This is a genomic window from Psychrobacter sp. Pi2-1 (genome assembly GCF_904846645.1).
Taxonomy (GTDB): Bacteria; Pseudomonadota; Gammaproteobacteria; order Pseudomonadales; family Moraxellaceae; genus Psychrobacter.
The window spans coordinates 36,445-52,316 of record NZ_CAJHBO010000009.1; the positions used below are offsets into that span (position 1 = coordinate 36,445).

Here is a 15,872-nt window from a genome sequence, read left to right on the forward strand (position 1 = left end):
TAGATACTTTGAGCAAACACTGCTCTAAAATCTCAATATAGCTGTACTTTACCCATTTTCCCCTCACCGCGTTCAGTTAAATACTGCATTACTGGTGTTTTTAGTAATTTCGTTTCAGCAACGGTTTTCGCTTGCTCTAAACGTTTCTTCTGTCGGCGCTCTGGGGTTTTATCTTCGGTCTGCATGATACTACTATCAATTTTCAAGTCAATGTCAGCTTGCGTAAATTGCTGTTGTAACTTAGCTGCCAATTGCTGAAAAGTGACCTGCAAATGCTTACTATCAACACTGGTCAAAAACGTGGCTTTGCCATTACATTGACCAGTCATTGTACCTTGTCGTGCTAGTGCTAGCTCATCTTGTGCCAATACCTCGCCTTCACGAGCAGTTTGTAACCAGTAGTCCCACTTTTCTGGGTTCCACTCGCCGGTCAGTTCTTGAGGTGGACAACGCAGTAATGTGCGTGGGTCTTCATCAGAGTGTGCTGTTAACTGAGAATCATTTGCGCCAGGCTCAACAACTGGTTCAGGCTCAACAACTGGTTCAGGCTCAACAACTGGTTCAGGCTCAACAACTGGTTCAGGCTCAACAACTGGTTCAGGCTCAACAACTGGTTCAGGCTCAACAACTGGTTCAGGCATAGCACTAGCCACTGACTGTGCTAAATTGTCATTATAATCAATACCGCTTTGTAGCTCAGCGTGACTTGAAGTCTGATAATCAACACTATAAAGCTCTGGCGGCGGTGCTGAGGCTTCATGTACAATAGCATCTGAAGCTGATGCCGAAGAAACTGGTTCTATAGCTGGTACTTTGGTAGCAAGCCCATCACTATCATAAGTATTGCTCAAGACTTCATCGACTGGCAATGGACGAAACGCCAATAAACGCAAGATACACATCTCAAGCGCTTGCATCGGTGTACTTGCAAGCTTGACACCTTCACGGGCTTGCACAACAATCTCATAATACAGCTGCAAGACATCAGGGCTGATATGCTGAGCTAACGTATAAATATCTTTTGCTTGCGCCTCATTGACATTAAGAGCGACTTCAGGCAATAGCTGAGTCAATGCCAACTGATGTAGCAGCTCAGCGAGCCCATCAAACATACTAGTCGCATCGACCATTTGCGCGCGCATTTGCTCAATATGAGCAGCAACCGCCGACTTATCATGATTATAGATATCTGTGATTAGACGCACTAAGTCAGCAGCATCAATGAGACCAAGCATTGCATTGACAGTCGCATCATCCAGTGCGCCTTGACCAAAAGCAATGGCTTGATCGGTCAATGATAGCGCATCACGTACAGAACCTTTGGCTGCACTTGCTAACTGCCAAATAGCTGGCTGAGTATAGTCAACCTGCTCTTTGGTCAAGATATTTGCCAAGTGCTCGCTAAGTAACGTTTGTGGTAATGGGCGTAGTACAAATTGCAAGCAGCGCGAAATAATCGTAATTGGCAGCTTTTGTGGATCAGTCGTCGCCAGCAAGAACTTCACATGTTCAGGTGGCTCTTCTAGCGTTTTTAATAGCGCGTTAAAGCTGTGCGTAGACAGCATATGTACTTCATCAATCAGATAGACCTTATAACGCCCTTGGCTAGGCGCATAAGGCACATTGTCTAACAGCTCACGCGTGTCTTCGACCTTGGTACGAGAAGCGGCATCAATCTCAATAAGATCAATGAAACGCCCTTGATCAATAGCAACGCAGTTATCGCATACGCCGCAAGGAGTGCTGGTAATACCTGTATCACAGTTCAAACATTTAGATAAAATACGCGCAATCGTTGTCTTACCCACACCGCGCGTACCTGTAAACAGATAGGCATGATGCAAACGATTGTAATCAATCGCATTAATCAACGCTTGAGACACATGCGTCTGCCCAATCAACTCATGAAAGTTTTTTGGTCGGTATTTGCGAGCTAAAACTTGATATTGCTGCGTCATAAGAAATGCCAATGTAAATAATACAAATATAAATGAAGCGTCGGGCTAATGAATCATACTATGTTTTGGTTATAACTGAGCTTGAAGTTGGGCCAGCCGGTCATATAAGCGCTGAGTACTTTCATCAATCAATGAGCCTGCTTGATGAAATATATCTAGATAAACCTCAGTATTTACGCTGTCTTCGCACGGCCTAAACTCTACACCCAGTAAAAATAAATCATCCATTACAGGCTCTTGTAACTGGACATTGGTATCTGACAATAAATCTTTATAAGAGAGCCTAACATTCTCTGCGCTTAGCGAACTGCTATCGTCTTGCGCATAAAACACCATGAGATAATGGCGTCCAAATACATGATAAGAATGCTCATGACGGATATATCCATTCCAGCGCGAGTCTTGATCCATGGTTCTATAAGCTAAGATTTTTTCTACTAGACACGCATAGGTATACATTGACTCATCTACCAAAATATCAACCTGTTCATTTGGTAAAGGTGTACCTGCTTCATGATAACGCTCAAGCACACTGTTGAATAGCTTGAACCACATTCCAGTATTTTTTTGCATCTCAGCCATTAGAGCATCGGCAAACACAGTCTGATTCGGCTCTACTGCTTTAAGTAAGCGTAATTCAACTTGCTCAATTAACTCACTATCAATTAGCTGTTCTTGTACCCTAATCGCTCTTTGGTGAAAGTTCGGTGATTGTAGAAATTGTTTAAGCAATGTCGATTCGTTTTGAAATGATGCAAAGCTAGATAGTTGACGACGATGGAAATTCAAAAAGGTTGTTAAATCACTTGGCGTAACCAACTGATTAAGGATATCAACGAAGTTTTGATGACTAAAGACTTGTAGGATACTCTGCTCATCATCTAAGTCTAAAACACAGTCTTCTGCAAAAAACCGACTGCCATATTCGTAGCCAACTGCATAAGATGAATGGCCCGACTGATTGTCTTGATGATTAATAGACAATGACGTTAAGCCAATAAAATAAACTGCTTTATCAGTTGTCGCGGCAATTCTATCTACAATTAGGCTATCGTTTTTTTGATAAATCTGAGCGTGGCGTTTGATAAGTTGGTTAACAACTTCTTTTCTCCATTCACGAACTTTAGCATTATCTACTTCTTGCTTATTTGCCTGCATCAAAACCGTATTGACGAGCAAATAAATAGTAGCGCCGGAAAACTCAAAAACAAAATCATAACCCTGAAAATGATCAGAGTCAGTGATTTTGTCATCAGGCAACTCATACAATGATAAAAAACATTGCTGAATCATTTTTTGCCATGGCGCATGTGATGCTTGCTGAATATCCATAATACCTCTATAAACGATATTTCACAAAAAAGCTTATACCCATTCTGTGAAAATGAGCAAAAGCTTTTTATGCTGAGTTAAGTATCAGTTTGGATTTACAGCAAGCAAACCCACCTTAGCTGTCTTGTTTGCGGCGCATATGCGGGAACAAGATCACATCACGGATACTAGCAGAGTCGGTAAATAGCATTACTAGACGGTCAATACCAATACCCTCACCAGCTGTCGGTGGCAAACCGTAAGACAATGCTTCGATATACTCTTCATCAAAATGCATAGCTTCATCATCGCCAGCGTCTTTTTCAGCAACCTGACCACGGAAACGCTCAGCTTGGTCTGCAGGGTCATTAAGCTCACTAAAACCATTCGCTAATTCACGACCACCAACGAACAGCTCAAAGCGATCGGTAATCTCAGGATTGTCATCTCTACGGCGCGCTAGTGGTGAAGTCTCAGCTGGGTACTCGGTAATGAACGTTGGCTGACGTAATTGATGCTCAGCCGTTTCTTCAAAGATAATTGTCTGTAGTTTACCCACACCAAACACATCTTTGACTTGCTGCTTAAGTGTCGTAGATGCATATTCTGCTAGGTATTCACGATCATTGATGCGCGCCATGTCAAAGTTTTCAGCATATTTTGCAATCGCATCAGACATTGATAGACGAGCAAATGGTGCTTTTAGGCTAATGGCTTCTTCTTGATAAGTCAGCTCCGTTGTGCCCAACACATCTATTGCTAACTGATTAAACAGACGCTCAGTCAAATCCATTAAGTCATGATAATCAGCGTAGGCTTGATAGAACTCAATCATGGTGAATTCAGGGTTATGACGGGTTGAAACGCCTTCGTTACGGAAACTACGGTTAATCTCAAATACGCGCTCAAACCCACCAACGACCAGACGCTTAAGATAAAGCTCAGGCGCGATACGTAGATATAAAGGCATGTCTAATGCATTATGATGTGTCTCAAACGGACGAGCTACTGCGCCGCCTGGTATCGGATGCATCATTGGCGTTTCAACTTCCATAAAACGCTCATTAAGCATAAATTGACGAATACCACTGACGATCTGACTGCGAACCATAAAGGTATTGCGAGTCGTCTCATTAGTCATTAAATCAAGATGACGATTGCGATAGCGCGCTTCTACATCAGCCAAGCCATGGAATTTATTTGGCATTGGACGTAGTGATTTGGTCAGTAGCGTAATTTCTTCAATATGCACATATAAATCGCCTTTACCTGAACGACCGATATAGCCTGATACACCAACAATGTCACCCAAATCTAGTGATTTAATGCTCGCACGCGTCTCCTCATCAAGCTCTTTACGTGCTACATATAGCTGAATACGGCCTGTCATATCTTGGATCACAATGAACGAACCACGGTTGAGCATGACTCGACCTGCCACGTTTACTTGTGTTTTTTCACCATTCGCTGCTTTTTCTTCAATTTCCTGCTTTGAGACACCATCAAAAGCCGTCTGTAAGTCTTGCGCATAATCAGTGCGTTTGAACGTATTAGGATACGGCTGTTTACCTGAAGCACTAATATCATCTAGCTTGGCTTGCAGTTGTGCGATTAGCTCGTTAGCATCTTCTACGACTGGGGTTTGATCTTGGTTCTGATTATTGTGCTTTGACATAACACTCTCAATATTTTTAGGTAATTAAATGGATAAACGAAAACAGAAAAATTAAATCAATACTTATTATTATAAGAACAGACATGGTGATAAAAACGATAAAACTGTTGGTACTTTTAAAGACTAACTACTAGTCATTGCCACCGATACTGGCCATCAAATCGGCCTGATGCTCACGCAACAATGCATCAAGAATCTCATCCAAGTCGCCTTCCATAATGGAATCGAGCTTGTATAAGGTAAGGTTGATACGATGATCAGTCATGCGGCCTTGTGGAAAATTATAGGTACGGATACGCTCTGAGCGATCGCCACTACCGACCAAGTCACGACGTATAGAATCCGCCACATCGACCTGTGCTTGTACTTTGGCTTGCTGAATTTTAGAGACCAGCATTTTCATAGCATGTGCACGGTTTTTGTGTTGGCTACGCTCTTGCTGACACTCTACTACGGTACCCGTTGGAATATGCGTCAAACGTACAGCAGAGTCAGTTGTGTTCACGTGCTGACCACCAGCACCGCTTGAGCGGAAAGTATCCATTTTGATATCAGCAGGATTGATATCAACGGTATCATCAATCTCAACTTCTGGCATGACTGCGACCGTACAAGCTGAAGTATGAACACGACCCTGGCTCTCGGTTTCAGGGACACGCTGTACACGGTGAGCGCCCGATTCAAACTTTAGGCGACCATATACACTGTTGCCAGATACGCGAGTGATGATTTCTTTATAACCGCCATGCTCACCTTCATTTGCAGAGAGCACTTCTAGTGTCCAGCCTTGGCTCTGCGCATATTTTTGGTACATACGGAACAAGTCACCAGAGAAAATCGCTGCCTCATCACCGCCTGTCCCTGCACGAATCTCCAAAAATGCTGGTACTTTGTCGTTAGGATCTTTGGGTAGCATCATCAGATTAAGCGCTTCTTCCATCTCTACGATGGTATCACGTGCACTCTCAATCTCATCGATCATCATCTCTTTCATGTCAGGATCTGTCGCGTCAGCTAGCATCGCTTCTGCATCGGCTTGATCCGTTTCTGCGCCCAAATAGTTCTGCCATAAGGTCGTGATGTCCATCAAGTCGCTGTGCTCGACAGACAATTCGCGAAATTTATTATTATCACTGATGACACTAGGATCTGATAATAAAGCGGTGACCTCTTCATAACGGTCTACCATCTGGTCTAAACGCAGGCGTAAGGATTCTTTCATAAAAGGACTTTTAATTGGATAAGAGGAATAAGCTCGTGATTATAGCAAATTTTTTGGGGTAAATTAAAACCTCTAAGCATTCTTCTCAATATTCGCAGCAATCTTGTCACTATACTCTCAAATATCTCTACTTATTCTTAAATAAAGATACTTGGTTCTGATACCAAGATTAGTAGACAAAAAAATAGCTAAGAAGACTCTTAGCTATTTTTATCTATCAAAAACATCGTATTAAAACGTTAGACTTTACGAACCAATACTGAGCCAATAGAGTAACCGGCACCAAATGAGCAAATAACACCTAGATCACCTGACGCTAGCTCATCCTTATAGCGATGGAATACAATCATTGGGCTGGCTGAGCTGGTATTGGCAAATTCAGCAATCACGCTTGGTGCGATTGATTTGTCAGCATCTTTACCGATGACAGTGCGTAAAATCAAATCTAGCATATTGGCATTGGCTTGATGTAGCCACATCATCTTAACATCAGAGGTCGGTATATCATTTTCTTGTAGGTGTTCAGTGATAACCTCAGACACCTTTGGACAAACTTCACGGAATACTTTGCGACCATTTTGCAAAAACAGTTTATCAGTGACCGGCGCTTTGATATCTGGATACATTTCGGTCTGCGCGGCTAGATACTCTGAGCGATCCATAAAGCCATATTCGTTTTTGATGTTGGTCGAAAACTGAGTAAATAGCTTAGCGTTTAGAATCTCATAACCCTTTGGCGTGTCTAATTCTTCAACAATAGTCGCCGTTGCTACATCACCAAAAATAAAGTGGCTGTCACGATTGCGCCAGTTTAGATGCGCCGAGGTAATCTCAACATTGACCACAGCCACACGTTTGGCAAGACCAGAAACAATAGAACCATGTGCTTGTGATAGACCAAAAGTCGCCGCACTACACGCAACGTTCATATCATAAGCGAAGCCGCCAACCATACCAATGGCATTTTGGATTTCAATAGCAACCGCAGGATAAGTGCGCTGGAAATTTGAGCAAGCAAGGATAATGCCGTCTAAGTCATTGGCCTCAAGTCCAGCATCAGCCAATGCGTCTTTTAACGCAGCCGCGCCCATTTCTGCCATCACAGACAGCTCTTCACCTAAGTTACGATAGGCAATGACTGGTGCCATGATTTCAGGGTCTAAAATACCGTCTTTTTCCATCACATAACGTGATTTGATACCAGATACTTTTTCGATGAAAGCAGCTGAAGAAGGCTCAAGTGCCGTCATTGTCTCTGCAGCTATCTCTTCAGCATGTTCGGTATTATAGTTTTCAACATACTGGTTAAATGACTCAACTAGCTCTTCGTTACTAATGCTGTAAGGTGGGATATAAAGACCAGTGCCTGTGATACAAGTCGTCATGATACGCTTCCTTGTCTACTACTGTGGTGCTTGGAATAAGCATAAAAGTGGAAAATAATAGCCATTCAAATTCAGTGAATAACTGTAAACTTAAAATCAGTGTGTTTATTATGCCTGAATATTAAATTTTTTCTAATGCTTTGTTACAAATAATCTGTTTCTGGCGATAAATAAGCAAAGACTGCCGTCCTTTTGCGGTAGCTACGTTATAATTGACATCATTTATTCTGTACGACTCCTCGAACTATCTTAATAATTCAGAACATCGATACACGCTCATACTTAGGAATGCTAATGGCAGAACTTCTCAACTGGTTATTTGGTCAATACGCTGACTACTCTACAATATTCATCATTCTTGAACTAATTGCCGTTGTCTTTGGCGTAGCAAGTGTCTTACTCGCCAGCAAAACCAATATCCTAGTCTTCCCTATTGGTCTGGTCAGCACTGCTATATTTGTGTACCTACTGTGGAAGTGGCAGCTGTTTGGCGATATGTTCATCAATGCTTACTATACCGTGATGAGCTTGTATGGCTGGATTAACTGGTCAAAGAACAAGAAAAACCAGTCTGTTGAGCATAAGCAGTCAGATGCCAATGAAGTCCGTATTGAGCATTTACATGCAGGTGACATCCCTATACTTTCTGCTTTGGCAGCAGGAACGATAGCTTTTGTAGGCTTGGTTTATTATTTCCGTCCAGTGATTAATAATGGCTTTAGTTTCGATAGTACGGTACTTGGGATCCATCTATTTACTTGGGTCGATTATATCGACATGCTTACCACGGCTTTGTTTTTGATGGCAATGTGGCTCATGGCACGACGCAAAATCGAGCATTGGATACTCTGGATCATCGCTGATGCGATATCGGTACCGCTATACTTTTATAAAGGTTTTACTTTTACCGCGCTACAATATGTAGTTTTCACTCTTATCGCAATCTGGGCATACTATGAATGGCAACGACGCTACCGTGTACAACCTCGAGCAGCATACGCCTAAATCTGTCATCAACGTCGCGGTTTTAGGGGCAGAAAGTACGGGTAAGACGACCTTATGTCGTGATTTGGCCGCGCATTTTGATACTCCTTGGGTGTCAGAATATATGCGTACCTACTTACAGGCAAAATGGGACGACGAGCAGCTGACTTGTACGTGGGAGGACCTGCTCCCTATCGCACAGGGGCAAATTACACTAGAAAATACCCTAGCCAAACAGATCGCTCAGACGTCTGATGCCAGTGATTATTTGTTTTGTGATACCAGTTTGTTTGAGCTAATGGTTTATTCTTATTGGTATTATGACGATTGCCCTACGGCCCTTGAGCAATCAGCGTTGGCCCATCACTATGACTTGATATTACTAACTGATGTTGATACGCCATGGGTCGCCGATGACCTGCGAGACAGTCCACACCAACGCGATGAGATAAGTGCTTATTTCGCCAATCAATTGAGCAAGCACCAAAAACCTTTTCAACGCATTAGTGGCGATAGAAAAGCGCGCGTTCAACAAGTAGTAGCGCAGCTCGCTAATATAGATAAAATATCGCCTGAATAAAGCTAAATAGCTATACCCAAAAACTTATTCATATTTGTGTTTTTAAGACTTTCTTGTCTTTAACACTTTTTTGTATTTGAAACCTAAGAGATACCCATGCTAAAGAAGTTTGAGCTTTACTTAGAAAAAACCATATTTAATAGCCGCTGGATATTGGCACCTTTTTATCTAGGGTTGGTGTTAGGCATTATTTTATTATTTATTAAGTTTGTCCAAAAACTATGGCACATGTTCGCTGACATTCTGACGGCCTCTGAAGCCAGTGTGATTGTAGATATATTGGTATTGGTTGATATCTCTCTAGTTGCCAGTTTATTGCTTATCATTATATTCAGTGGCTATGAAATTTTTGTCTCAAAAATCGATACTGGCACTCATGATGATCGTCCTAGCTGGATGGGCAAAGTGGACTTTTCTGGTCTAAAGCTCAAAGTCATCGGAGCAATCGTCGCTATCTCAGCGATTGATCTGCTAAAGTCCTTTATGGATATATCTAGCGGAATGAGTGAACTTGATGCTGACAAACTCATGTGGAAGGTTATTATTCATATGACCTTTGTATTGTCTGGCTTGTTATTCGCTATTATGGATAAAGTCGTTGGCGACACGAAAAAGCATTAAAAACATTAATAATCGAAAAATAATTATCCGAAAATATCGACTTTCGCCCTTTCACTGTTTTTCCATATTTCCTGCACATCTTCTCGTTATACCCTCTCTATGATGTCTTTTAAAGCCACGGTCTGCTATCTCGGCAGCTGTGGATTAAAGACACTTAGGAGGCAACAACATGCAAAAAACATTATTGACTAAGTTATCCATCATTATAGGACTTTGTATTGTCTTTTCAATCGGACTCACTATGATTAGCGATATCATATACGAGAGGCAATACTACGCAGAATCAGTGATAAAAGAAATCACACAGCAGCATGTCAATCCACAAGAAGTCATTAATCCATTTATCGCTATTCCCATGACAGTCACACCGGCATGTCAGTCAAATGCATCTGATACACCAAATATAAAGAGCAAATGCGAACCGTCGTACTCGAAGATTGAGACGATATTTGCCTCTCAGACGCAAGCTACACAAGACCTAAAAGTGAACACAGACACTTATAAACGCGGTATTTATAGCGCTACTAGCTATGATGGTCAGCTGACATTCGATCAGAGTTATACCTTTGCTGAGACTTTAGAAAATTTAGATCAGATTGGCAATACAATCGACAATGATACAGATAAGACACAGCTAGCCAAAACCATTACCCACTGGAATAAAGCAAAATTGATCATTCCCGTGTCTGACTTACGCGGTGTCGCTACCTTGCCTACTGTCACAATCAATCAAAAATCAATTGCAGCAAACTATCCGCAGATACCAATGATAGAGAACTTAACCTATGTCGAAGTAGATATTCCTAAAGACGTATTGGAGCAATTAAGCAATCTTACTAGCCAGCAGAATGAAGATAGCTTGGCTACCACAGGCTCAATAGATACAGCTCTAAATAAATCAGAGGTGAGTAGCCAATTATCCAGCCCTAAAGACAATCAAGCGCTTCATATCGTGATCGACTTACCTTTAGCTGGCATTAGTAATGTAACAACTGTACCAACTGGGCAGAACTTTACTTTATCTATGCACAGTGACTGGCAGACACCAAACTTCATCGGCAAAGCACTACCAAATACCAAGAGCATTACCGCTGCAGGATTCAATGCCAGTTGGCAAAATCAGTATCTAACCGTTGCAAATAATCAATACCTCTCTCAATGTCTCAGCGCACCTAACCAGCAATGTACAATCATAAGTGAATCAACGCTCAATATCGATAGTCATTCGTACAATCCTGATTCGTTTGAGGCATCAAGAGGTCTGACGACAGACAGTGCAGCAGTAGCTGGTAGTAATCAAAGTGTTCTGCTAAACAGCTTTGGCGTTAGTTTTGCAAGCCCCAACGATGTCTATCTACAAACTGAAAGAGCCATGAAGTACGCCTTGCTATTAATTTTGGTATCTTTTGGCACTTTCTTTTTATTTGAAGTGCTCAAATCAAGTCGTATCCACCCTATTCAGTATCTGCTCGTCGGCTGCGCACTATTTGTCTTTTATGTCTTATTACTACCACTTGCAGAACAAATCGCATTTTGGCAAGCCTATATGGTAGCGGCCAGTGCTTGTGTTGGGCTTATTGGCTGGTATAGCTACTATGTATTTGGCGGTTTCAAACGGGCAGTAATCTTTACCGCGACGCTTGCTGGGCTATATGCTGCGTTTTTCGGTATTTTAAGTACAGAAGATCTCAATCTGTTACTGGGTGCGATATTCTGCTTTGTATTACTTGCCTGCGTGATGGTGATGACTCGCAAACTCGACTGGTATAAAGTGACATAAATTATTAGAGCCATGCGCTGTATAAAGCAAGTCAGACAAACTGTCAGTAAATGAAAGGTTTTTATCTAATAATTTGAAAAAAAGTACTTGGCTGTCTTAGCTTATCAACTGAGCTAAGGCAGCTAATCGTTATATTATTTGACGATATGATTGTTTAACGCTTTAGCCCAGTTATTGCAATTATCTTTGCAGCGCGGGCAACACTGATTGGGATCAGAGATTTCATCAACATAACCGCAATACATACAAGCATAGTAAACCCCTGCTTCTACTTGCTCGACCGGTCGATATTGCTTGGGGAAAAGCGGCATACCGTAGTCTGTTTTTTCAGAGGTGTGCAACAAGATACTAAAATTGCCATCAGCTTCGAGCAAACCGACACGAACTTGGCCTAAATGCTCAACCCCTTGTTGGCGCATTTCAGCAAAAAACTCATCATGTGACATTTCCCCCTGTTTAATCTTATCAAGCACCAGCATGCCATCTTCTACAATATACATTGAGCGCCCCTCTAGCAGGTCCTCAAAAGGCTGGAACTTCATCATCGCCCAAGTACAGAGCCTATAAAGTGAAATGACCGTACCCATGATTAATACCGCTTGGATAATCGGCAGGTCTTCGGTGAACATAGGGTCACCTGCAATAGAGCCCAATGATAAAATAATGGTTAGCTCGAAAATAGAGAGCTGACGGACGCCGCGCTTACCAGTGAATCGCAAAAATGTGATAATTAATACAAACATTACAGTGACACGTATTAAAATTTCTACGGCAAACAACCAAGTTGTGTCATAAATAAAAATACTTGCCCAATTCATACTATCTTTTCCTATTTATTTATCTGATTTATTGTGTTTAATGAATGTTGTTCTAATAGTTCATTTGATGCGACGCACATCATCCCTATTTTTAGACCTTATCGTCAATATAACTATCGTTATTCTGATTTAAAAGAGACTTTTTGCCATAAGTACGACAAAATATCCTGTCCTGTGAGACAGCTATAGATTAGTTTGATAATTTATCAATCTATTATTTTTGCTAAGAAATAAGCGTTCGTTATAACAGCGTATCTCAAGACCTAAAATTAAAATCCTATGCTTGCTTGTTTTGTGCCATTTATTCATTGTAGGAATTACTTTTGAAAGCCACTACTTATACCATTATTGCGTTAATCGCCTTTGCCGCAAACTCCTTGTTTTGCCGAATGGCATTGGCGGAAGGCTACATCGATGCTTGGAGTTTTACCATCATTAGGCTAGTGAGTGCGACGGCCTGTCTAGGCCTTATCATGGCTGTACATGCTTACAGACTGCGACGCCAAACGCCCAATCATGACAACTCTACTGTCCACGCTATATTAAATGACAAAGGCAGTTGGTTGAGTAGTCTCAGCTTGGTGATTTATGCGCTGTGCTTTTCAATTGCGTATGTAGAGCTGGATACTGGCACTGGGGCATTGATTTTGTTTTCAGCGGTTCAGCTGACGATGATTGGCTGGGGTATCTATAAAAAAGAGCAATTAAGCGCACTACAATGGTTAGCATTTGTTGTTGCAGTCGCAGGATTCGTGTATTTGATGTTGCCATCAGCGGCCATACCGTCACCATTGGCGGCAGCATTAATGGCTATGAGCGGCGTGGCTTGGGGAGTATATAGTGTACGCGGCAAATCATGTATCTCACCACTTCGAGCGACAGGGTTTAACTTTGTGCGTAGTTTAGTCGCTGTGCCTATACTATTACTAGTAGGCATGACGTATCTAGATGACTTGGGTTTTAAAAATATCAATTTGAAGGGTATTACCACTGAAGGTATATTACTCGCCTGTGCATCAGGAGCGATCGCCTCAGGGTTGGGTTACAGTATCTGGTATACAGCGATGCCACTATTGAAAAACACACAAGCTGCTATCGTTCAGCTATGTGTCCCTGTGATTGCTGCCGTGCTAGGTGTGATATTTTTGTCTGAACAGCTGTCTATGCCATTTATAGTTGCAAGCACAGTCATTTTGGGCGCGGTCTTGGTGTTTACCTTAAATAAAAAAGTACCGGTATAAAATAAGGCTATTAATAACCTATCATCAGCTAAGTTGCTCAAAAAGGTTCAAGCTAATGTCTCTACTAGACAATATAAAACGCCCCGACTTTTATAGATCGGGGCGTTTGAATATATGAGTCATTGTTTTAATATTTCTAGTCTACGGTCACTAGTCTTTAAACAACAGTCACTTCTAGACGAGTATCGACATTGCCGCGAGTAGCATTAGAATACGGGCACACCTGATGCGTGGCTTCTATCAACTGCTGCGCCTGCGCTTCATCAATACCTGATACTTCTACAGACAACTCTATCTCTAAGTTATAGCTACCGTCAGCTTTCATACCGATACCCACTTGCGCAGAGGTCTTTGAAGCGGTAACAGGCAATTTCATGTGCTGTGCAGTCATGCTCAAAGCGCTATCAAAACAAGCCGCGTAACCCATGGCAAAAAGCTGTTCTGGGTTCACGCCTTCTTTGTCTTGCTCTTGAAAAGATACCAAATCAAATCCTAACGAACCATCGTCTAATCCAGTATGGCCAGAACGTCCACCAGTAGCGGTTGCGCGCGTTTTATAAAATATTTTCATGAGTAATTATTCCTTGTTTCATATTATTAGAGGTCGTACTTACGCTGTTGCGATGAGATTATTATAGAATCATCTACACTTATACGTTAGAACAAACCTCTATAACTCTTGCCTAATCCTGCAAATCTTTATACTATCAGGCAATTATATAAAATAAGCACTCGTAATGAATCAAACGACTATTGACCAACTTTTAGCAGTACTACCTAGAAATAAAACCATCGAGTCCGCTGTTTCAGGCTTGTTCTTTTACTGCGCGGATAAACCAAGCAAAGCCGTAAGCTATATTCAAGAGCCAAGTATTTGTATTGTACTGCAAGGTGAACGAGAGATTTACTTGGGTGCTGACTGTCAAAGGTTTGACAATAGTAACTTGATGTTCTGTCCAGTTAATATACCGCTAAGTATGCATATCAAGCACGCTTCGATAAAGAACCCTGTCATTGTTTTATCAATGAAATTAGATTTAGCTATGATTAGAGACGTATTAGCGCAGATACCGACCACACACCCAGTAGCAGGCAGTCATTTAGGAATAAAGTGGCACTTAGATGACACCATAATGGACGCGTTTGAGCGATTGATACGCTTGCTTGATTATACAAATAATATTGATTTTCTGTCTTCTTTAATTCAACAAGAAATATACTATCGCCTACTCTTGGCTGAGCAAGGCAACAAACTTAAGCAATTGGTAGTTAGCGGTAGCCATACACACCGCATTGCCCAAGCGACTGACTGGATAAAGGCACATCTAGATAAACCTATTATGGTTGAGAGTTTAGCTAGTAGATGCGGCATGAGTGTCTCAGGGTTTCATCAGCACTTTAAAGAAATAACCCAACTGAGTCCGCTACAGTATCAAAAAAGCTTACGCTTAATGGAGGCCAGACGCTTAATTAAGATGCAGGGAGCGCAAATATCACAAATAGCGATGCAAGTAGGCTACGAAAGCCCTAGTCAGTTTAGCCGAGAATATAAGCGGCTTTTTGGTCTGAGCCCGAGTAATGAGTTGTAGTTATAACCTTATCGTTTAATAGAATGAATAATTTTGCTTAGGCTATTTTCTACTATACCTATGAAACTCTTCCCCAAAAAACATCATTTTTAAATTGAATGATTCATGGAGTATTTTAAATAAATAGAAAAAATTGGTTGACTCGACTATATATTCGTATTATAACATATTGTATATATTTAAAATAATGAATTTATAGGAGCAGCTTTACTCTGCGCAAGATCGATGTAAAGCGATCAATAGAAAGCTTAGGGAGGAGATAACATGATTCGTTTAAGCTACACTCTCAAATGCTGGGCACTTGGTATCACGTTTTTTACAGTGTTCTACTTTATGGTAGTCATGAGTGACCCTGGCTTTAGTAAGTACATTTATATGTTAGCTTTTAGCACCTTGCTATTCCCTATTGCTAAACGTGCCGTCGATGTCATGACCGATTTTTTCGCACCAGATATTGAATTGTTCAATGGATTGTTACCATCACTTTTGATTAATATTGTGATTTGGATACTTACTCCATTTATCGTCGCATTAACTGTGATTGCCTATGTACTTTATAGCATGGGTGTACTGACAGAAAAGATTAGTCATTAAGTACCAATCATTAAGTATCAAGTACCAATCCTTAAATACTAGTCATTAAATACCCGTCACTAATTATCAGACATTAAGCCTCAATAGCTCATAGAGAAGATGGTTTGCAAACTA

General features: G+C 41.3%; 14 protein-coding genes. 7 read left to right on the forward strand and 7 right to left on the reverse strand.

The annotated features are described in order from the left end of the window. Positions 1-32: 32 nt before the first annotated feature. From dnaX to JMX91_RS06955, 5 genes are all read right to left on the reverse strand, one after another. A complete protein-coding gene (dnaX, locus tag JMX91_RS06935; protein ID WP_201548256.1) occupies positions 33-1,958 on the reverse strand; it encodes a DNA polymerase III subunit gamma/tau in 1,926 nt (641 codons plus the stop codon). 69 nt (positions 1,959-2,027) lie between these two features. Then, a complete protein-coding gene (locus tag JMX91_RS06940; RefSeq protein ID WP_160021704.1) occupies positions 2,028-3,290 on the reverse strand; it encodes a hypothetical protein in 1,263 nt (420 codons plus the stop codon). Between the two features lie 115 nt (positions 3,291-3,405). Beyond that, a complete protein-coding gene (lysS, locus tag JMX91_RS06945) occupies positions 3,406-4,944 on the reverse strand; it encodes a lysine--tRNA ligase (protein WP_201548258.1) in 1,539 nt (512 codons plus the stop codon). Positions 4,945-5,074: 130 nt separating this feature from the next. Further along, entirely contained in the window at positions 5,075-6,166 is a 1,092-nt protein-coding gene (gene prfA / locus JMX91_RS06950) for a peptide chain release factor 1 (RefSeq protein WP_201548260.1), read from the reverse strand. A 239-nt stretch (positions 6,167-6,405) separates the two neighbouring features. Further along, entirely contained in the window at positions 6,406-7,551 is a 1,146-nt protein-coding gene (locus JMX91_RS06955) for a beta-ketoacyl-ACP synthase III (RefSeq protein ID WP_075107455.1), read from the reverse strand. Positions 7,552-7,845: 294 nt separating this feature from the next. Here JMX91_RS06955 and pnuC point away from each other — a divergent pair, with 294 nt between their 5' ends. From pnuC to creD, 4 genes are all read left to right on the forward strand, one after another. After that, positions 7,846-8,556: a nicotinamide riboside transporter PnuC gene (gene pnuC, locus JMX91_RS06960; RefSeq protein WP_201548262.1), complete on the forward strand. Its 711-nt coding sequence runs from the start codon at positions 7,846-7,848 to the stop codon at positions 8,554-8,556. Next, positions 8,528-9,115 carry an ATP-binding protein gene (locus JMX91_RS06965; protein WP_265089173.1) on the forward strand — a complete coding sequence of 196 codons (588 nt, stop codon included), beginning with the start codon at positions 8,528-8,530 and terminating at the stop codon, positions 9,113-9,115. The genes pnuC and JMX91_RS06965 overlap by 29 nt, the downstream gene beginning before the upstream one ends. Positions 9,116-9,211: 96 nt before the next feature. Next, positions 9,212-9,736, forward strand: a complete 525-nt coding sequence (locus JMX91_RS06970; protein ID WP_102093027.1) for a TIGR00645 family protein — start codon at positions 9,212-9,214, stop codon at positions 9,734-9,736. 169 nt (positions 9,737-9,905) lie between these two features. Next, entirely contained in the window at positions 9,906-11,516 is a 1,611-nt protein-coding gene (gene creD, locus JMX91_RS06975; RefSeq protein WP_201548264.1) for a cell envelope integrity protein CreD, read from the forward strand. 134 nt (positions 11,517-11,650) lie between these two features. Here creD and JMX91_RS06980 read toward each other — a convergent pair whose 3' ends face one another. Further along, positions 11,651-12,334 carry a DUF421 domain-containing protein gene (locus JMX91_RS06980; RefSeq protein WP_201548265.1) on the reverse strand — a complete coding sequence of 228 codons (684 nt, stop codon included), beginning with the start codon at positions 12,332-12,334 and terminating at the stop codon, positions 11,651-11,653. Positions 12,335-12,657: 323 nt separating this feature from the next. On the opposite strand from JMX91_RS06980, the gene JMX91_RS06985 reads away from it, so the two are divergent. Further along, positions 12,658-13,575, forward strand: a complete 918-nt coding sequence (locus JMX91_RS06985; RefSeq protein ID WP_201548266.1) for a DMT family transporter — start codon at positions 12,658-12,660, stop codon at positions 13,573-13,575. A gap of 157 nt (positions 13,576-13,732) precedes the next feature. On the opposite strand, the gene JMX91_RS06990 is transcribed toward JMX91_RS06985, so the two are convergent. Further along, the gene (locus tag JMX91_RS06990) at positions 13,733-14,146 is read right to left on the reverse strand and encodes an organic hydroperoxide resistance protein (protein WP_160021698.1); all 414 of its coding nucleotides are present in this window, start codon (positions 14,144-14,146) and stop codon (positions 13,733-13,735) included. A 166-nt stretch (positions 14,147-14,312) separates the two neighbouring features. On the opposite strand from JMX91_RS06990, the gene JMX91_RS06995 reads away from it, so the two are divergent. Both JMX91_RS06995 and JMX91_RS07000 read left to right on the forward strand, forming a co-directional pair. Next, on the forward strand, positions 14,313-15,164 hold the full coding sequence (locus JMX91_RS06995; RefSeq protein ID WP_201548267.1) for an AraC family transcriptional regulator: 852 nt from the start codon (positions 14,313-14,315) through the stop codon (positions 15,162-15,164). A gap of 264 nt (positions 15,165-15,428) precedes the next feature. Further along, positions 15,429-15,758 (forward strand): hypothetical protein, encoded by a 330-nt coding sequence (locus JMX91_RS07000; RefSeq protein ID WP_057760319.1) that lies wholly within the window; start codon positions 15,429-15,431, stop codon positions 15,756-15,758. Positions 15,759-15,872 lie beyond the last annotated feature (114 nt).